The organism is Modestobacter sp. SYSU DS0657, from assembly GCF_054050925.1.
In genome coordinates this window covers 116,644-133,433 of the sequence record NZ_JBJHAG010000010.1, presented here as the reverse complement: position 1 = coordinate 133,433, position 16,790 = coordinate 116,644, and the positions used below count along the sequence as shown (strand labels likewise).

The window sequence follows — 16,790 nt, the reverse complement described above, 5'->3', positions numbered from 1 at the left end:
CCCCCCCCCCCCCCCCCCCCCCCCCCCCCCCCCCCCCCCCCCCCCCCCCCCCCCCCCCCCCCCCCCCCCCCCCCCCCCCCCCCCCCCCCCCCCCCCCCCCCCCCCCCCCCCCCCCCCCACGGTCGGTACCGCCGCCCGGCCGGGTCACGGGCCGGGCGGCAGCGGAGCTCAGCGGGTGGCGCCGGCGCGCTGGGTGGCGGTGAAGGTGAGCGCGAGCTCGCTGGTCTGCGCCTTGAAGGCATCGCCGGCCGAGGTGGGCAGCGCCATCGTGACGGCCAGGTGGTCGGTGGCGCCGGCGGTCAGGCTGGCCGGGGCGGCCAGGTCGGCGGTCCGGACGACGGGGCCCGCGGCCAGCAGCGTGCGCTCGGTGCCGTCGCAGGTCAGGTCGCTGGTCCAGGCCACCGAGCAGGAGCGCACGGACATCTGCAGCCCGTTCGTGGCGTCGCTGTCCAGCAGGCTCGAGGCGGTCGCGACGGTCGACAGGCCCACCGAGGCGAGCGCCGAGTCCCCGTCGTTGACCAGGTTCACCGGGCGGGTGACCGACGAGCCGGGCGCCACGCCGTCGAAGCTGAACGGCACGGTCGCCGAGCCGTCGCCGGCGGTCAGGTTGATCGAGACGACGCCGGACTCGACGGCGACCTCGGCGGTGTCGGTGCTGTCGGTGAACCCACCGAAGGTGCCCAGGCCCGCCACGAGCGCGGCGGTGCCGACGACCCCGACGGAGCCGAGGACCTTGGCGGCGGTCGTCCGGCGGGCGTTGCTGGCGGTGGTACGGGTCGCGTTCACGGTGCTCCTCGGGTCGGTGCGAGTCGGGGGCTCTCCCGCCGACAGCACCGACTCTGGGCGGCCAACCGCACGCCCGGCCGCAGGCAACCGCAAGAACTCCGCAAGACCACCGCCCGGCCACGGAGTCCCCCGACCGGGTGAGGCCCCGCCCGGACGGCGACAGTCCGGGGCCCCGGAGGCCGACGACCCCCAGGTGACAGTCTCCGCACCGGGCGGCGCCGTGCCCGCGCCCCGGCGCCGCCGTGGCCGGCACGCCGCGCCCGAACGGCTGGGCGACGTCCTGCTGGAGCAGGGGGCGCTGACCGAGGAGCAGCTGGGCGAGGCCCTCGAGCACCAGCAGCGCGTCGGCGCCCCGCTGGGTGCGATCGTGCTGGCCCGCGGCTGGGTCACCCGCCGCCAGCTGTACGTCGCCCTGGCCGAGGTGTGGGACGCGGACCTGGCCTTCGTCGACCCGGTCGACGTCGACGAGGAGCTGGCCCGGCTGTTCCCCGCGGCGATGCTGGCCCGCGAGGTCTGGCTGCCGCTGTGCGTCGAGCGGGACGACGAGGGCGAGCTGCAGGTGGTCGTGGCCACCGCCGGCCGGCCGTCGGCGCACATCGCCGAGCAGGTCGTGCAGCGCACCGGCATCCACCGCGTGCGCCAGGTGGTCACCACCGACTGGGACGTCCAGCGGGCGCTGCGCACGGTCTGGCGCGAGGAGCTGGTGCACGACGCGGTCACGTCGCTGGCCGAGCGGCGGCCCGACGAGTCGGCGTCCACGGTGTTCGTGCGCAAGCAGGTGGTCGGGGCCGTCCTGGCGGTCGCCGTCCTCGTCGCCGGCGCCGTGCTCGACCTGCCCGCCACCCTGGTCGTCCTGGTCGCGACGGTGAACGTCGCCGTCGCCCTCGCCGTCGGGGCCAAGGCCGTGATCAGCACCGTCGGCACCGCCTGGGAGACCGTCGAGCAGGTCACCGACGAGGAGGTGGCCGCGCTCGACGAGCACGACCTGCCCGTCTACACGATCCTCGTGCCGGTCTACAAGGAGGCCGGGATCGTCGGCCTGCTGATGCGCAACCTCGCCGACCTGGACTACCCGCGGGAGAAGCTGGAGATCCTCCTCCTGCTGGAGGAGGACGACCCGGAGACGCTCACCGCCGCGCTCGCGGCCGCCCCACCGGACCTCGTCCGGATCGTCGTCGTCCCGCACTCGCTGCCCAAGACGAAACCGCGGGCCTGCAACGTCGGGCTGACCTTCGCCCGCGGCGAGTACGTGGTCATCTACGACGCCGAGGACCGGCCCGACCCCGACCAGCTGAAGAAGTCGATCGTCGCCTTCCGCAAGGGTGGGGACGACCTGGTCTGCGTGCAGGCGGCGCTGAACTACTTCAACGCCCGGGAGAACCTGCTCACCCGGATGTTCACCCTGGAGTACTCCTCCTGGTTCGACTACACGCTCGCCGGCCTGGACAAGCTCCGGCTGCCGATCCCGCTGGGCGGCACGAGCAACCACTTCCGCACCGACCTGCTGCGCGAGCTCGGCGGCTGGGACCCCTACAACGTCACCGAGGACGCCGACCTCGGCATCCGCGCCTCCGCCCGCGGCCACCGCGTCGCCGTCGTCAACTCGACGACGTACGAGGAGGCCAACATGGCCGTCGGCAACTGGGTCCGGCAGCGCAGCCGCTGGATCAAGGGCTACATGCAGACCGTGCTGGTGCACACCCGGCACCCCTGGCGGCTGCTGCGCAGCGTCGGCCCCCGCCAGACGGCCGGGTTCGCGCTGCTCATCGGCGGCACCCCGCTGATGTTCCTGGCCACGCCGTGGCTGTACCTGCTCATGGTCGTCGAGCTGGTCCGGCCCGGCGTCCTGGTGCCCACGCTGCCCCAGTGGCTGGTGCAGGTCAGCTTCGCGAACCTGCTGCTGGGCAACGGCGTGATCATCTACCTGTCGCTGCTGGCCGGGTTCAAGCGGCGCACCTACGGCCTGGTGCCGTTCGCGCTGCTGTCCCCGCTGTACTGGCTGCTGCACTCGGTCGCCTCGTACAAGGCGCTCTGGCAGCTGCTGGTCAAACCGTTCTACTGGGAGAAGACCAACCACGGGCTGTCCAGCCACGTGCAGGGCGACGACGCGCCCGAGGCCCGCCGGCCGGAGGTGCGCGCATGACCGCCGTCAACCCGCTGGGCATGACCCGGGCCGACGCCTCCCCCACCGAGGCGGCGAGCTTCGCCGAGGCCCGCGCCCGGCTGGCCACCACCGCCGACCTGCCCCGCGTGCGCATGCGGCGGGTGCTGACCACCTGCGCCGCCGTCCTGGCCGTGCAGACCGCGGGGCTGCTGGCCACCGACCGCAGCTGGGACGAGGTCCTCGTCCCCGGCTACGTGATCCTGATGGTCACCCTCGCCCTGGTCTTCGTGTTCGCCGCGGTGACCGTGGCCGGCTTCGCCGCCGGGGCGGCCGCAGCCGGACTGGTCGTGCTCGACCAGGCCAGTCTGCTGCTGTTGCTCGGCGGTGCCGCGGCGCTGGCGCTGGCCTGCGGCTTCGCGCCGGGCTGGGCCCGGGTCGAGGCCTGGCAGGCCACCCGCTCGCGGTCGCTGACCGCGGAGGAGGAGGCGGCCCTCGCCCAGCGGGCCCTGTCCGGCGACCGCAGCCGGCTGTGGACCCGCGGCGTCCGGCTGCGCACCTACTGGCGGACCGACCGGGTGCTCGCGGCGTTCCTCGTGCTCGCCTTCCACCCGTCGCTGGCGGCCTTCTCGCTGTGGTTCATCGGCTGGAGCAGCGCCCGCTGACCTGCGGTCAGCGGGCGCCGAGCACCTCGGCGAGCACCGGAACCAGCGCGGCGAAGGCCTGACCGCGATGGCTGCGGGCGTCCTTCTCCGCCGGCGCCAGCTCCGCCGACGTCAGTTCCAGCCCCTCCGGCACGAAGACCGGGTCGTAGCCGAACCCGTTGGTGCCGCGCTTCTCGTGGATCACGGCGCCCCGCCACTCGGCGCGCAGCACGTGCTCGGTGCCCTCGGGGGTGACCAGCGCGGCGGCGCAGACGAACGCCGCACCGCGCCGCTCGTCGGGCACGTCGGCGAGCTGGCCGAGCAGCAGCGCGGTGTTGGCGTCGTCGTCGCCGTGCCGCCCCGACCAGCGGGCGGACAGGATGCCGGGCATCCCGTTGAGCGCGTCGACGGCCAGGCCGGAGTCGTCGGCCACCGCGGGCAGGCCGGTGTACCGCACCGCCTCGCGCGCCTTGATCAGGGCGTTCTCCTCGAAGGTGGCTCCGGTCTCGGGCGCCTCGGGGTACTCGGCGACGTCGCGCAGGCCGAGCACCTCCACCCCGGGGACGGCGGTGGCCAGGAGCCGCTGCAGCTCGGCGAGCTTGCCGGCGTTGCGGGTGGCGAGCAGCAGCTGCGTCATGCCGACAACGCCACCTGCTGCGCCAGGGTCAGCTCGGCGCAGCCGGCGACGGCGAGGTCGAGCAGCGCGTCCAGCGTCGGCCGGTCGAAGACGGCGCCCTCGGCGGTGCCCTGCACCTCGACGAAGCCGCCGTCGCCGGTGCACACGACGTTCATGTCGGTGCCGGCCCGGACGTCCTCCTCGTAGGCGAGGTCCAGGCGGGGCTCGCCGTCGATGACGCCGACGCTGACCGCGGCCACCGAGTTCGGCAGCGGGGTGCTGCTGGCCAGCTTGCCGCGCTCGCCCAGCCAGGAGACGGCGTCGGCGAGGGCCACGTAGGCGCCGGTGATCGCGGCGGTGCGGGTGCCGCCGTCGGCCTGCAGGACGTCGCAGTCCAGCGCGATGCTGTTCTCCCCCAGCGCGGCCAGGTCGATGCTGGCCCGCAACGAGCGGCCGATCAGCCGGCTGATCTCGTGCGTCCGGCCACCGATCTTCCCCTTCACCGACTCGCGGTCGCTGCGGGTGTGGGTGGCGCGCGGCAGCATCGAGTACTCGGCGGTCACCCAGCCGAGGCCGGAGCCGCGGCGCCAGCGGGGCACGCCCTCGGTGACGCTGGCGGCGCAGAGCACGCGGGTGCGGCCGAACTCCACGAGCACCGAGCCCTCGGCGTGGTCGAGCCAGTTGCGGGTGATGGTCACCGGGCGGAGCTGGTCGGCGCTGCGGCCGTCGGGGCGGGTCACGTGTCAGCAGCGTAGTTGGCCGCCGTCCGGCAGCATGGCGGCATGCGTTCCGAGCTGCGAGCCGTCCGGACCGGGGGCGTGGCCTCCGTCGTCGACCTGACCGACGAGTGCGCGGAGTTCGTCCGGTCCGAGGGCGACGGGCTGCTGCAGGTGTTCGTCCCGCACGCGACCGCCGGCATCGCGATCATCGAGACCGGCGCGGGCAGCGACGACGACCTGCTGGCCCAGCTGGACGAGCTGCTCCCCCGCGACGACCGGTGGCGCCACAAGCACGGAGCTGCCGGGCACGGCCGGGACCACGTGCTGCCCGCGTTCGTCCCGCCGCACGCCACCGTGCCGGTGCTCGAGGGCCGCCTCGCGCTGGGCACCTGGCAGCGGATCTGCTTCGTCGACACGAACGTCGACAACCCGTCGCGGCACGTGCGGTTCAGCTTCCTGGCCGGCTGAGCACCCCGTCCGAGCAGCTCCGCTCCCGCCCGGTGGTGGCCCGCTTGGGGACCGTCGCCCGGGTGCGGCACGATGCGCAGCATGACCGAGACCGGCCCCGTCACCGACGTCGCCCCCGTCCGCCTCGCGCCCGGTGACCCGGCGCCGGAGTTCACCCTCCCCGACGCCGACGGCACCCCGGTGTCGCTGGCGTCCTACCGCGGCCGTCGGGTCATCGTCTACTGCTACCCGGCGGCGCTGACCCCGGGCTGCACCACCCAGGCCGTCGACTTCACCGCCGCCGCCGGCGACCTGGCCGAGGCGGGGCTGGAGATCATCGGCATCTCCCCCGACGCCCCGGAGAAGCTGCACCGCTTCCGCGAGCAGGAGTCGCTGTCGATCACCCTGCTGTCCGACCCGGAGAAGCAGGTCCTCACCGCCTACGGCGCCTACGGCCCGAAGAAGCTGTACGGCAAGGAGGTCGTCGGGGTGATCCGCTCGACCTTCGTCGTCGACGCCGAGGGGCGGATCGAGAAGGCCGCGTACAACGTGAAGGCGACCGGGCACGTGGCCAAGCTGCGCCGCGACCTCGGCATCGCGTAAGGACCCTCCTGCCCCCCACCGCTCGCGAACTCGCGTCGGGCCCCTGCAGGAGAACCGAGCCGGGGGGCTGGCAGGGCCTGGCAGCGACCGGTCCGATGCGGCAGGGTTCCGCGCATGAGCGATCAGATCGGCGTCACCGGGCTGGCTGTCATGGGCGCGAACCTGGCGCGCAACCTGGCCCGGCACGGCCACCAGGTGGTGCTGCACAACCGCAGCAGGGGGCGCACCGACGCCCTCGTCGAGCAGCACGGCAGCGAGGGCGACTTCGTGCCCACCGGCTCGATGGCCGAGTTCGTCGGGGCCCTGCAGCGCCCGCGCAAGGTGATCGTCATGGTGCAGGCCGGTGCGGCCACCGACGCCGTGGTCGACGAGATCGCCCCCTTGCTGGAGGCGGGCGACGTGCTGATGGACGGCGGCAACGCCCGGTTCACCGACACCATCCGCCGCACCGAGGCGCTCAGCGCCCAGGGCATCCACTTCGTCGGCACCGGGATCAGCGGCGGCGAGGAGGGCGCGCTCAACGGGCCGAGCATCATGCCGGGCGGCTCGGCGGAGGCGTACGAGCTGGTCGGCCCGCTGCTGGAGTCGATCGCCGCCGTCGTCGACGGGGAGCCGTGCTGCACCCACGTCGGCGAGAGCGGCGCCGGGCACTTCGTGAAGATGGTGCACAACGGCATCGAGTACGCCGACATGCAGCTGATCGCCGAGGCCTACGACCTGCTGCGCCAGGGGCTCCAGCTCTCGCCCGCCGAGATCGGTGACGTCTTCTCCTCGTGGAACGAGGGTGACCTGGACAGCTACCTGATCGAGATCACCGCCGAGGTGCTGCGGCACACCGATGCCCGGACGGGGAAGCCGTTCGTCGACGTCGTGCTGGACGAGGCCGAGCAGAAGGGCACCGGGCGCTGGACGGTGCAGTCGGCGCTCGACCTGGGCGTTCCGGTGAGCGGCATCGCCGAGGCGGTGTTCGCCCGGGCGCTGTCCGGCCACCGCGAGCAGCGGCAGGCCGCCCAGCGGGTGCTCCCCGGTCCCGGCCGGGAGTGGGACGAGCAGGTCGCCGACCGGGACGCCTTCATCGAGTCGGTGCGGCAGGCGCTCTACGCGTCGAAGGTGGTCGCCTACGCGCAGGGGTTCGACCAGATCACCGCCGGCGCCGACCAGCACGGCTGGGACATCGACCGCGCCGCGCTGGCCAGGATCTGGCGGGGCGGCTGCATCATCCGCGCGAAGTTCCTCGACCGGATCGCGCAGGTGTACACCGACGAGCCCGACGTCACGACCCTGCTGACCAACGACTACTTCCGCGGTGCGGTCAGCGAGGGCCAGGAGGCGTGGCGGCAGGTCGTCGCCGGGGCCGCCCGGCACGGGGTGCCGGTGCCCGGGTTCGCCAGCGCGCTGGCCTACTACGACGGGCTGCGGGCCGAGCGGCTCCCGGCGGCGCTGATCCAGGGACTGCGCGACCTGTTCGGCGCGCACACCTACCGCCGGGTGGACGCCGAGGGCTCGTTCCACACGATGTGGGGCGAGGACGGCCGCGAGGTGCAGACCTCCTGAGCGCGCGGTCGTCGGAGCGTCCCCGGGAGCGGGACGCCCGACGACCGGGCGCTGCCGCCCTCCGCAGGTCAGGGCGGACCGACGTCGTCGTGGTCCGCGACCGGACCGGGGCGCGGGCACCGGGGTCACGCCCGCCAGGTGCCGGGCCGGGGCTGGCAGTGCGGGCCGCACCGGTACGCCGGGTCCCAGGGGAAGGTGCCGTCGGGGTGCTGCCAGGTGAGCTGGAACGCGGGCACCGACGCCTCGTCCGGCCGCCGGTAGTGGCGGTTGGCCGTGAACAGGACGTCGCCGGGGTTGGGCACCTGCTCGACGACCAGCCCGTCGGGCCGCTCGGGGAAGGTGAGCAGTTCCCCGGGCACCAGGTCGCGCCCGTCGGCGACCAGCCCGGCCACCCGCTCCAGGATCGCGTGGGTGTTCGGGTGGCCAAGGCCGACGACCACGAGCTCCGGGTGGCCCAGGCCGAACAGGCCGACGGTGTAGCCGAACGGCGGCTCGTCCGGGTCGTCACCCGGCCCGACGTACTGCACCGCCCACCGGTGGGTGCGGATGAGCTGGGAGAGGTGGGTGTCCTCCTGGTCGAGCCAGGCGGTCACCTGCGGATCGGTCGTCATGCGCTGAGCCTGTCGCCGACCGGCGACGGCCCGCTGCCGGCGCCGCTTCCGCCTGTGGAGGACCGCCGCGCTGTGGACGGGCTCCCGGGCTGTCAGAGGTGTGTGCTGCGGCCGGTCAACCGCCCGGCCGCCCGGCGGCGCGGGCCCGGCGCTTCCCCTCGTGCATCGCGGCGACCCGGGCCACCGGGATGGTGTGGCCCTCGGCCACCAGGTCCGCCGGCAGCTCCTGGGGCTCGGGCAGCGTGGCCGCCCACGGGTCGCCGTCGCCGATCCGCTCCTGCGCGGTGCGCACGGTGACGTCGCCGGGCCGGACGTCGTCCAGGTCGTCCCACGCGACCGGCGTCGACACCGGCAGGCCGGGTCGTGCCCGCGGGCTGTAGGCGGCCGCGACCGTGCCCCGGCCGGAGCGGGTCGAGTCGACGAACACCCGGCCACCCCGTTCGGCGACGACGTAGGCGGTGGTCGCCACCGCCGGGTCGAGCCGCTCGGTGCGCGCCGCGAGCGCCCGGGTGGCCGCGGCGACGTCCTCCGGCGGGGAGCCGTGCACGGGGACGACGACGTGCAGCCCGGTGGAGCCGCTGGTCTTCACCGCACCCGCCAGCCCGCCGTCGGCGAGCGCACGCCGGGCCAGCCGCGCCACGGCGACGACGGCGGCGAAGTCGGCGCCGTCGGGCGGGTCCAGGTCGAGCACCAGCCCGGTGGGCTCGTCCTCCCCCACCCGGCCGAAGGGCACGTGCAGCTCCACCGCCCGCTGGTTGGCCAGCCACAGCAGCGTCCGGCGGTCCTCGCACAGCACCTGGTGCACCTCGCGGTGGGCACGGTCGGACCAGGTCGCCACGGTGCGCACCCAGTCCGGAGCGCCCTTGGGGACGTCGCGCTGGATGAAGGGGGCCGCACCGGGCCGCACTCTCTTGATCGTCAGCGGCCGGCCGCTCAGCAGCGGGACGAGCCGGTCGGCGAAGGCGTCGTAGTGGTCGACCAGATCGCGCTTGGTCACCTCGAGACCGTCGCCCAGGGCTGTGTCCAGGCTGCTCAGCCGAACGCCGTCCCGCTCCTCCTCGGCCATCCCGTCACCGTGCCGTGCGGCGGCAACGGAGGCAACCGGTCCTGGCTCGACGCACGTGCTCCTGGCTCGCCTCAGGAGCTGAGCCAGGAGCAGGCACGATCAGCTCACCTGATCCCGTGCGCGAGCAGCGGTGAGTGGCTCAGATGTCGTGGACGGCGGCGTGCCGGGCGAGCTCGGTGTTCGGGAACACCGACCGGGCGGCGGCCAGCTGCGCGTCGGCGTCGACCCAGGCGGGCACGTGGGTGACCAGCAGCCGCCCCACCCCGGCCGCGGCCGCGTGCTCGCCGGCCTGCCGGCCGGTGAGGTGCAGCCCGGGGGGCAGGTCGGGGCCCTCGGCGTAGGCGGCCTCGGCCAGCAGCACGTCGGCGCCCCGGGCCAGCTCCACCACTGCCTCGGACGGGCCGGTGTCGCCGGTGTAGACCAGCGAGCGGCCACCCGCGGTGAGCCGCACCGCGTAGCACTCCACCGGGTGGGCGGTGCGCGCCGTCGTCACCTCGAACGGCCCGATCGTCCAGCTCCCCGGGCCGACGGGCGTGACGTCGAAGACGTCGTCGATGGGACCGCCGTCGGCGTCGTAGGCCGCGGCCAGCCGCCGGTCGGCGCCGACCGGCGCGTACAGCGGTACGGCCCGGCCGTCGGACTGCCCGGAATAGCGGTGCCAGACGATGAACGGCGCGGCGTCCAGGCAGTGGTCGGCGTGCAGGTGCGACAGGTAGACGGCGTCGACCTCGGTCGGGTCGCGGAGCGCCAGCAGGGAGCCAAACGACCCGTTGCCCAGGTCGAGCAGCAGCACGAACTCGTCGTGCTCGACCAGGTAGCAGGAGGCCGGCGAGGCCGGGCCGGGTGCGCTCCCGGCGCAGCCGATGACGGTGAGCCTCATGCGGCCTCCCCGGCCCGGGCCACGGTCTCCATCTCGGGACCGAGGAAGCGCCGCCCGAGCCGGGCGAAGGGCTCCGGGTCGCCGGTGGCCAGGAACCGGTGCTCCGGCGGCGGCCCCTCGGGGTCGCGCAGCAGGTCGGTGCGGGTGAGCACCCGGTACACGTCCTTGGCGGTCTCCTCGGCACTGGACACCAGCGTGACCTCCTCGCCGAGCACCAGCGACAGCACGCCGGTGAGCAGTGGGTAGTGGGTGCAGCCGAGCACCACGGTGTCGACCCCGGCGGCCAGCAGCGGGTCGAGGTAGGACTGCGCGAGGCCGACCAGCTGCCGGCCGCTGGTGACGCCGCGCTCGACGAAGTCGACGAAGCTGGGGCAGGCTGCGCTGGTGACGGTGAGCTGCGGGGCGGCGGCGAACGCGTCCTCGTAGGCGCCGCTGGTGACGGTGGCCTGGGTGGCGATCACCCCCACCCGGCCGTTCCGGGTGGCCGCGGTGGCGCGGCGGACCGCCGGCAGGACGACCTCCACGACCGGGACGTCGTAGCGCTCCCGGGCATCACCCAGGCAGGCGGCGCTGGCCGAGTTGCAGGCGATGACCAGCATCTTGACCCCGTCGGAGACCAGCCGGTCCATCGCGGCCAGGGAGTGGCGGCGCACGTCGGCGATCGGCTGGGGACCGTATGGCGTGTGCGCCGTGTCGCCCAGGTAGCGGATCGACTCGTGTGGCAGCTGGTCGAGCACCGCCCGCGCGACGGTGAGCCCACCCACCCCCGAGTCGAAGATGCCGATCGGGGCATCGGCGGGGGCAGCGGTTCTCATGGCGCAGTCAGGCTAGCCGCCGGCACCGACGGCCCGGTCAGGGCCGCCGCAGCAGCGCGTCGCCGGGCAGCTGCAGCCCGGCGCCGGTCCAGCGGGCTCCGGTCAGGTCCCGGACGACGGCGGTCGCCGCGGTCTGCAGCGCCGGCTCGCCGATGCCGAGGACGGTGCACCCGGCGGCGAGACCGGCGGCCACGCCGCTGGGGCTGTCCTCCAGCACGATCAGGTCGGCGGGGTCGATGCCCAGCCGCGCCGCCCCGGTGAGGTAGGGCTCGGGGTCGGGCTTGCCCGCGGCGACGTCCTCCGCGGTGACGAGCACGTCGGGCAGGGCGACCCCGGCGCCACGCAGCCGGGCGGTGGCGAGCTCGTGGACGCCGGAGGTGACCACCGCCCAGGCGACGCCGGTCAGCTGCGGCACCAGGTCCAGCACCCCGGGCACCGCCGCGGTGCTCCCGGCGCCCTCCAGCTCGAAGCGGGTGACGGTGGCCACCGCCGCGGCGACCTGGTCGGCCGGCACGAACAGCGCCACGGTGTCCGCGGCGCGACGGCCGGGGACGGCGGCCATGACCTCGTCCGGGTCGAGCCCGAGGTCCTTCGCCCAGCGACGCCAGGAGGTGACGACGCTGACCTCGGAGTCGACGAGCACGCCGTCGTTGTCGAAGAGCAGCCCGCGCGCGGGCAGGGTCAGGGCGTCCTGCGGATCCGCCATCAGGCCCAGAGCTGCCCGTCCAGCGCGGCGGTGGCCTCCTCCAGCGTGCCGGCGTAGGCGCCGGTGGAGAGGTACTTCCAGCCGCCGTCGCAGACGACGAAGACGATGTCGGCCCGGCGGCCGGCCGCGACCTCCTTGTCGGCGACACCGAGCGCGGCGTGCAGGATCGCGCCGGTGGAGATGCCGGCGAAGATCCCCTCCTTCTCGACCAGCTGGCGGGTGCGGTGCACCGCGTCGTCCGGGCCGACGGAGAAGCGGCCGTCGAGCAGCTCGGGGTCGTAGAGCTCGGGGATGAACCCCTCGTCGATGTTGCGCAGCCCGTAGACGAGCTCCCCGTAGCGCGGCTCGGCGGCGATCACCTGGACACCGGGCTTCTGCTCCCGCAGGAAGCGGGAGACGCCCATCAGGGTGCCGGTGGTGCCCAGGCCGGCGACGAAGTGCGTGATCGAGGGCAGGTCGGCGAGGATCTCCGGGCCGGTGCCGGTGTAGTGCGCCTCGGCGTTGGCCGGGTTGCCGTACTGGTAGAGCATCACCCAGTCGTCGTGCTCGGCGGCCAGGCCCTTGGCGACGGCGACGGCCTGGTTGCTGCCACCGGCGGCCGGAGAGCTGATGATCTGCGCGCCGTACATCTCCAGCAGCTGGCGCCGCTCGATCGAGGTGTTCTCCGGCATGACGCAGATCAGCTTGTACCCGCGCTGCCGGGCCACCATCGCCAGGGAGATCCCGGTGTTGCCGCTGGTGGGCTCCAGGATGGTCGCCCCCGGCCGCAGCTTCCCCTCCTTCTCCGCCGCCTCGATCATCGAGATGGCGGCCCGGTCCTTGATCGACCCGGTGGGGTTGTGGTCCTCGAGCTTGGCCCACAGCCGGACGTCGGCGGTGGGCGACAACCGCGGCAGCCCGACCAGCGGGGTGTTGCCGAGGCTCTCGACGAGGGAGGAGAAGCGGGCCATGGGGACTCTTCCGGGAGACGGGGTGGGGTGCCGGGCGGTGGAGCCGCTCAGCAGCCGCCGGCGACCGCCGGGAGGATCGTCACCGAGTCGCCGTCCTTGACGGCGGTGTCCAGCGCACCGGTGAAGCGCACGTCCTCGTCGTTGACGTAGACGTTGACGAACCGGTGCAGCTTGCCCTCCTCGGTCACCAGGCGGCCCTTGAGGCCGGGGTGCTGCGAGTCGAGGTCGTCGACGAGCGCACCGAGGGTGTCGCCGGACCCCTCGACGGTCTTGTTGCCGCCGGTGTGGGTGCGCAGGATGGTCGGGATCCGGACCTCGATGGCCATGGCAGGGGAACTCCTTCTCGCGGGTTGACACAGGGGGCGCGCAGGGCGCGCAAGGACGACTGCTGGGGGGAACGCCGCTGCGCAGCCGGAGATTCCGACCGCGCTCCGGCCTCGCTGCAGGGCCCGCGCCGAGGTGCGAGGCGTGGGGGTGCAGCGAGGCCCTTACTCGTAGACGACGACGGTCGGCGAGTGGCCGAACAGGCAGGACTCGACGGTCACGGGCCGACCACCTCGACGTCCTCCTCGGTGACCTGGCCGTCGACGATGCGGAAGCTGCGGAACTCGACGTCGTCGCCGGCCAGCCCGGTCTGCGCACCGTGCTCGCGGGTGGAGACCAGCACGTAGTGCGCCTCGGGCTCGGAGGCGTAGCTGATGTCGGTGCGCGAGGGGCGGGCCTCGGTGGCGGTGTGCGAGTGGTAGATGACGACGGGGACCTCGTCGCGGTCGTCCATCTCCCGGTACAGCCTCAGCAGGTCGCCGCTGTCGAACTCGTAGAACGTCGGCGAGCGCGCCGCGTTGAGCATCGGGATGTGCCGCTCGGGGCGGTCGGAGCCCTCGGGCCCGGCCACGACGCCGCAGGCCTCGTCCGGGTGGTCTGCCCGGGCGTGGGCCACGATGGCGTCGTAGGTCGCGCGGTCGATGCGCAGCACGCCGGTCATCCTAGGCCGACGGTCGCGGCCGGGTTTCCCGGACCCCACCTGGGGTGACGGGCAGGGGAACGGACTGTGCCGCGCGGGTGGCCGACCGCTAACGTCGTCGACCGTGGTGATCGAGGTGCTGATGGTGGTCGGGGTGGTGCTCGTCCCCCTGCCGGCGCTGGTCCTCGGCAGCATGCGGCTCCTGCACCGCAGCGGGCGGGCGACCGACGAGCGCAGCGACCGGATCGAGCTGGTCCTGGTGGTGCTCGGGCGGCTGGTCGGCTTGCTCCTGCTGGCCGCGCTCTCCGCGGTCACCCTGGTGGCCTGCATCGGTGCGATCGCCCAGGACGTGCAGGTGCACAGCCTGGTCTACGTCTTCTTCGTCGCCGACCTGCTCGTGGCGCTGCTGGTGCTGGCTACCGTCGGCCGCCTGACCCGGCCACCAGCGCGTCGACGAGGGAACCCTGCACGGCGGTGAGCCAGTAGTAGACCGCCAGCTGCTGCTCCTGCTCGCCGCCGGCGTCCTCCGGCGGCTCGGTGTCGGCGGTGATCCCCAGCCGGGTGCCCAGCGCGAGGCGCAGGTCGTTGGTGGTGCGCAGCCAGGCGCGGGCCTGCTCGGCGTCCAACCGGACCTCCCCGCCGTCCGGTGGCAGGGTGGCGCGGACGGTGGCCAGGTCGTCGGCCTTGCCGGCGCGCAGCGCCGTCTCGGTGAGATCCCGGTAGTCCGCGGCGATCTCCGGGTCGTCGACGTTGCCCGGCGGGAGCAGCCGCTCGACCACCGGGTCACCGCCGGTGTCGGCGCGGTCGGCCGCCAGCAGCTGCTCCAGCTGGTCCAGCAGCAGCGTGACGATGCCGGCCTCGGCGTCGACCAGCCGGGCCACCACCTCGTCCCCCTTGCGACGGAAGGGCTTCATGCGTCCCGCTGGTAGGTCGCCCACAGCCCGTAGGCGTGCAGTCGGTTGGTGTCGTGCTCCATCCGCTCCCGCGGGCCGGAGCTGACGATCGCCTTGCCCTCGTGGTGCACCTGCAGCATCAGCTCCGTCGCCGTCGCCTCGTCGTAGCCGAAGAGCTCCTGGAGCACGAAGGTCACGTAGGTCATCAGGTTGACCGGGTCGTCCCAGACGATCGTCACCCAGGGACGGTCGACCTCGGCCACGGTCTCCGCCGTGGCCCCGGGGACCCGTTCAGGAGCGAGCGGTCCGGCCACGACGCCACTCTAGGACGACGACGCTGCCGGACGACGCCGGGGAGCGGCCCGGACCACCGGCACCTATCGTGCCTGTCCATGCCGCCGACCCCGCAGCTGAGCCCTGCGCTGCTCACCGACCGCTACGAGCTCACGATGCTGGCCGCCGCCCTGGCCGACGGCACGGCCGAGCGCGACTGCGTGTTCGAGGTGTTCGCCCGCCGGCTGCCGCACGGACGGCGGTACGGCGTGGTCGCGGGCACCGGCCGGCTGCTGGAGATGCTGGCCGGCTTCCGGTTCGGCGACGCCGAGCTGGCGGCGGTCCGTGCCCAGGGGGTCGACGACCCGCGACTGCTCGCCTGGCTGGCCGACTTCCGGTTCACCGGGGACATCGACGGCTACGCCGAGGGTGACCTGTACTTCCCCGGCTCCCCGGTGCTCACCGTGCGGGCCCCGTTCGGCGAGGCGGTGCTCCTGGAGACGCTGGCGCTGTCGATCCTCAACCACGACAGCGCGATCGCCTCCGCCGGCGCCCGGATGGTCGGCGCGGCGTGCGGGCGGCCCTGCATCGAGATGGGCTCCCGGCGCACCCACGAGGAGGCCGCGGTCGCAGCCGCCCGGGCCGCCGCGCTGGTCGGATTCGCCGCGACGTCGAACCTCGCCGCCGGCGCCCGCTACGGCATCCCCACCACCGGCACCAGCGCCCACGCGTTCACCCTGCTGCACGACGACGAGGCCGCCGCGTTCCGCGCGCAGCTGGACGCCCTCGGCGTCGGCACCACCCTCCTGGTGGACACCTACGACGTCGAGCAGGGCATCCGCACGGCCATCGACGTGGCCGGAACCGGGCTGGGCGCGGTCCGGCTGGACTCCGGTGACCTCACGGTCCAGGCCACCCGGGCCCGGGAGCTGCTGGACTCCCTGGGCGCGACGGAGACGAAGGTGATCGTCACCAGCGACCTGGACGAGTACGCGATCGCCGCGCTCGCGGCCGCCCCGGTCGACGGGTACGGCGTGGGCACCTCGCTGGTGACCGGGTCGGGCTCCCCGACCGTCGGGATGGTCTACAAGCTCGTGGAGCGGGACGGCGTCCCGGTGGCGAAGAACTCCGAGGGAAAGCGGTCGGTGGGTGGCCGCAAGCACGCCGTCCGCCGGCACGACGCCGACGGGACGGCGACCGCCGAGGTGGTCAGCGCAGGCTCGGTCACCCCCCGCGACGGCGACCGCGACCTGCTGGTGCCGCTGGTGCGGCAAGGCGAGCTGGTCGACCACCGCTCCCCCGCCGAGGCGCTGGCCGCGGCCCGCGACCGGCACCGCGCGCTCCGCGAGACCCTGCCGACCGAGGCCCTCTCGCTGATGCGCGGTGAGCCGGCGATCGACACCGTCACCGACTGAAGAAGGACCACTCGGAGGACCCCGTCCCCCTCACCCCTCGCGAGCTCGGGGCGAGCCTCTGGACGGGGCCGGGGCAAGATGGGGGGATGACCCGAGCCCTGATCGTCGTGGACGTGCAGAACGACTTCTGCGAGGGCGGCAGCCTCGCGGTCAGCGGTGGGGAGGCGGTCGCGCAGGCGGTGAGCGCGCACGTGGCGCAGGCCGGTTACGCGCACGTCGTCGCCACCCGCGACCACCACGTCGACCCGGGGAACCACTTCGCCGAGCAGCCGGACTTCCTGGAGAGCTGGCCGCCGCACTGCGTGGTCGGCACACCCGGCGTCGAGCTGCATTCCCGGCTGGACCGCCGGCCGATCGAGGCGGTGTTCGACAAGGGCGAGTACGCCGCGGCCTACTCGGGTTTCGAGGGCACCAGCGACGGCGTGGGCCTGGCCGACTGGCTGCGGGCGCACGACGTCGACGAGGTGGACGTGGTCGGCATCGCCACCGACCACTGCGTGCGGGCCACCGCGCTGGACGCCGTCGCCTCCGGGTTCCGCACCCGCGTGCTGCTCGACCTGACCGCCGGCGTCTCGCAGGCCAGCACCGAGGCCGCCCTCGAGCAGCTGCGCACCGCCGGCGTCCACCTCGAGGGCGAGCTCACCCGCCCGGCCTAAGGCTCCCCGGGCACGCGGAACGGATCACGAGGAACGCGCGCACGGGTACGTACGCCTGCGGCGCGAGCCGCATCCGTGTTCCGGTCGCGGG

Annotated in this window: 21 protein-coding genes; 8 read left to right on the top strand and 13 right to left on the bottom strand. The window is 74.3% G+C overall.

The genetic code is table 11. The annotated features are described in order from the left end of the window. Positions 1-168 precede the first annotated feature (168 nt). Positions 169-786, bottom strand: a complete 618-nt coding sequence (locus ACI79A_RS09005) for a TasA family protein (protein ID WP_457082171.1) — start codon at positions 784-786, stop codon at positions 169-171. A 193-nt stretch (positions 787-979) separates the two neighbouring features. Between ACI79A_RS09005 and ACI79A_RS09000 the strand changes: the two genes are divergently transcribed. Next, positions 980-2,929 carry a glycosyltransferase gene (locus ACI79A_RS09000; protein ID WP_457082169.1) on the top strand — a complete coding sequence of 650 codons (1,950 nt, stop codon included), beginning with the start codon at positions 980-982 and terminating at the stop codon, positions 2,927-2,929. After that, the gene (locus ACI79A_RS08995) at positions 2,926-3,552 is read left to right on the top strand and encodes a hypothetical protein (protein WP_457082167.1); all 627 of its coding nucleotides are present in this window, start codon (positions 2,926-2,928) and stop codon (positions 3,550-3,552) included. Before ACI79A_RS09000 ends, ACI79A_RS08995 begins: the two co-directional genes overlap by 4 nt. A 7-nt stretch (positions 3,553-3,559) precedes the next feature. Here ACI79A_RS08995 and rdgB read toward each other — a convergent pair whose 3' ends face one another. Beyond that, positions 3,560-4,168: an RdgB/HAM1 family non-canonical purine NTP pyrophosphatase gene (gene rdgB / locus ACI79A_RS08990; protein ID WP_457082165.1), complete on the bottom strand. Its 609-nt coding sequence runs from the start codon at positions 4,166-4,168 to the stop codon at positions 3,560-3,562. Then, positions 4,165-4,887: a ribonuclease PH gene (rph, locus tag ACI79A_RS08985; protein ID WP_457082163.1), complete on the bottom strand. Its 723-nt coding sequence runs from the start codon at positions 4,885-4,887 to the stop codon at positions 4,165-4,167. The genes rdgB and rph overlap by 4 nt, the downstream gene beginning before the upstream one ends. Before the next feature lie 42 nt (positions 4,888-4,929). Here rph and ACI79A_RS08980 point away from each other — a divergent pair, with 42 nt between their 5' ends. The 3 genes from ACI79A_RS08980 to gndA all read left to right on the top strand — a co-directional run bounded on the left by ACI79A_RS08980 (position 4,930) and on the right by gndA (position 7,470). Further along, positions 4,930-5,334, top strand: coding sequence for a secondary thiamine-phosphate synthase enzyme YjbQ (locus tag ACI79A_RS08980; protein WP_457073944.1), 405 nt, complete (start codon positions 4,930-4,932; stop codon positions 5,332-5,334). Positions 5,335-5,415: 81 nt separating this feature from the next. Next, positions 5,416-5,916: a thioredoxin-dependent thiol peroxidase gene (bcp, locus tag ACI79A_RS08975; RefSeq protein WP_457082161.1), complete on the top strand. Its 501-nt coding sequence runs from the start codon at positions 5,416-5,418 to the stop codon at positions 5,914-5,916. Between the two features lie 114 nt (positions 5,917-6,030). Next, positions 6,031-7,470 carry an NADP-dependent phosphogluconate dehydrogenase gene (gene gndA / locus ACI79A_RS08970; protein ID WP_457082159.1) on the top strand — a complete coding sequence of 480 codons (1,440 nt, stop codon included), beginning with the start codon at positions 6,031-6,033 and terminating at the stop codon, positions 7,468-7,470. A gap of 125 nt (positions 7,471-7,595) precedes the next feature. Here gndA and ACI79A_RS08965 read toward each other — a convergent pair whose 3' ends face one another. The 8 genes from ACI79A_RS08965 to ACI79A_RS08930 all read right to left on the bottom strand — a co-directional run bounded on the left by ACI79A_RS08965 (position 7,596) and on the right by ACI79A_RS08930 (position 13,474). After that, on the bottom strand, positions 7,596-8,081 hold the full coding sequence (locus ACI79A_RS08965) for a DUF4262 domain-containing protein (protein ID WP_457082157.1): 486 nt from the start codon (positions 8,079-8,081) through the stop codon (positions 7,596-7,598). Between the two features lie 115 nt (positions 8,082-8,196). Beyond that, positions 8,197-9,147: a DNA polymerase domain-containing protein gene (locus ACI79A_RS08960; protein ID WP_457082155.1), complete on the bottom strand. Its 951-nt coding sequence runs from the start codon at positions 9,145-9,147 to the stop codon at positions 8,197-8,199. Between the two features lie 139 nt (positions 9,148-9,286). Continuing rightward, on the bottom strand, positions 9,287-10,027 hold the full coding sequence (locus ACI79A_RS08955) for an MBL fold metallo-hydrolase (protein ID WP_457082153.1): 741 nt from the start codon (positions 10,025-10,027) through the stop codon (positions 9,287-9,289). Continuing rightward, positions 10,024-10,842, bottom strand: a complete 819-nt coding sequence (gene murI / locus ACI79A_RS08950; protein WP_457082151.1) for a glutamate racemase — start codon at positions 10,840-10,842, stop codon at positions 10,024-10,026. The genes ACI79A_RS08955 and murI overlap by 4 nt, the downstream gene beginning before the upstream one ends. 37 nt (positions 10,843-10,879) lie before the next feature. After that, positions 10,880-11,548, bottom strand: coding sequence for an HAD-IA family hydrolase (locus ACI79A_RS08945; RefSeq protein WP_457082149.1), 669 nt, complete (start codon positions 11,546-11,548; stop codon positions 10,880-10,882). Next, positions 11,548-12,498 (bottom strand): PLP-dependent cysteine synthase family protein, encoded by a 951-nt coding sequence (locus ACI79A_RS08940; RefSeq protein WP_457082147.1) that lies wholly within the window; start codon positions 12,496-12,498, stop codon positions 11,548-11,550. Before ACI79A_RS08940 ends, ACI79A_RS08945 begins: the two co-directional genes overlap by 1 nt. Positions 12,499-12,545: 47 nt before the next feature. Beyond that, positions 12,546-12,824 carry a ubiquitin-like small modifier protein 1 gene (locus ACI79A_RS08935; RefSeq protein WP_153360789.1) on the bottom strand — a complete coding sequence of 93 codons (279 nt, stop codon included), beginning with the start codon at positions 12,822-12,824 and terminating at the stop codon, positions 12,546-12,548. Between the two features lie 215 nt (positions 12,825-13,039). Next, a complete protein-coding gene (locus ACI79A_RS08930) occupies positions 13,040-13,474 on the bottom strand; it encodes a Mov34/MPN/PAD-1 family protein (protein WP_457082145.1) in 435 nt (144 codons plus the stop codon). 112 nt (positions 13,475-13,586) lie between these two features. Here ACI79A_RS08930 and ACI79A_RS08925 point away from each other — a divergent pair, with 112 nt between their 5' ends. Further along, positions 13,587-13,940 carry a hypothetical protein gene (locus ACI79A_RS08925; RefSeq protein ID WP_457082143.1) on the top strand — a complete coding sequence of 118 codons (354 nt, stop codon included), beginning with the start codon at positions 13,587-13,589 and terminating at the stop codon, positions 13,938-13,940. Here ACI79A_RS08925 and ACI79A_RS08920 read toward each other — a convergent pair. Continuing rightward, the gene (locus tag ACI79A_RS08920) at positions 13,879-14,376 is read right to left on the bottom strand and encodes a DUF2017 family protein (RefSeq protein WP_457082140.1); all 498 of its coding nucleotides are present in this window, start codon (positions 14,374-14,376) and stop codon (positions 13,879-13,881) included. The two genes, ACI79A_RS08925 and ACI79A_RS08920, sit on opposite strands and share 62 nt — an antisense overlap. Continuing rightward, a complete protein-coding gene (gene clpS / locus ACI79A_RS08915; protein WP_457082138.1) occupies positions 14,373-14,669 on the bottom strand; it encodes an ATP-dependent Clp protease adapter ClpS in 297 nt (98 codons plus the stop codon). Before clpS ends, ACI79A_RS08920 begins: the two co-directional genes overlap by 4 nt. A 78-nt stretch (positions 14,670-14,747) precedes the next feature. On the opposite strand from clpS, the gene ACI79A_RS08910 reads away from it, so the two are divergent. After that, positions 14,748-16,043, top strand: a complete 1,296-nt coding sequence (locus tag ACI79A_RS08910) for a nicotinate phosphoribosyltransferase (protein WP_457082136.1) — start codon at positions 14,748-14,750, stop codon at positions 16,041-16,043. Positions 16,044-16,129: 86 nt separating this feature from the next. Then, complete coding sequence (locus ACI79A_RS08905; protein WP_457082134.1) at positions 16,130-16,699, top strand: nicotinamidase; 570 nt, start codon at positions 16,130-16,132, stop codon at positions 16,697-16,699. The last annotated feature ends 91 nt before the right edge of the window (positions 16,700-16,790 follow it).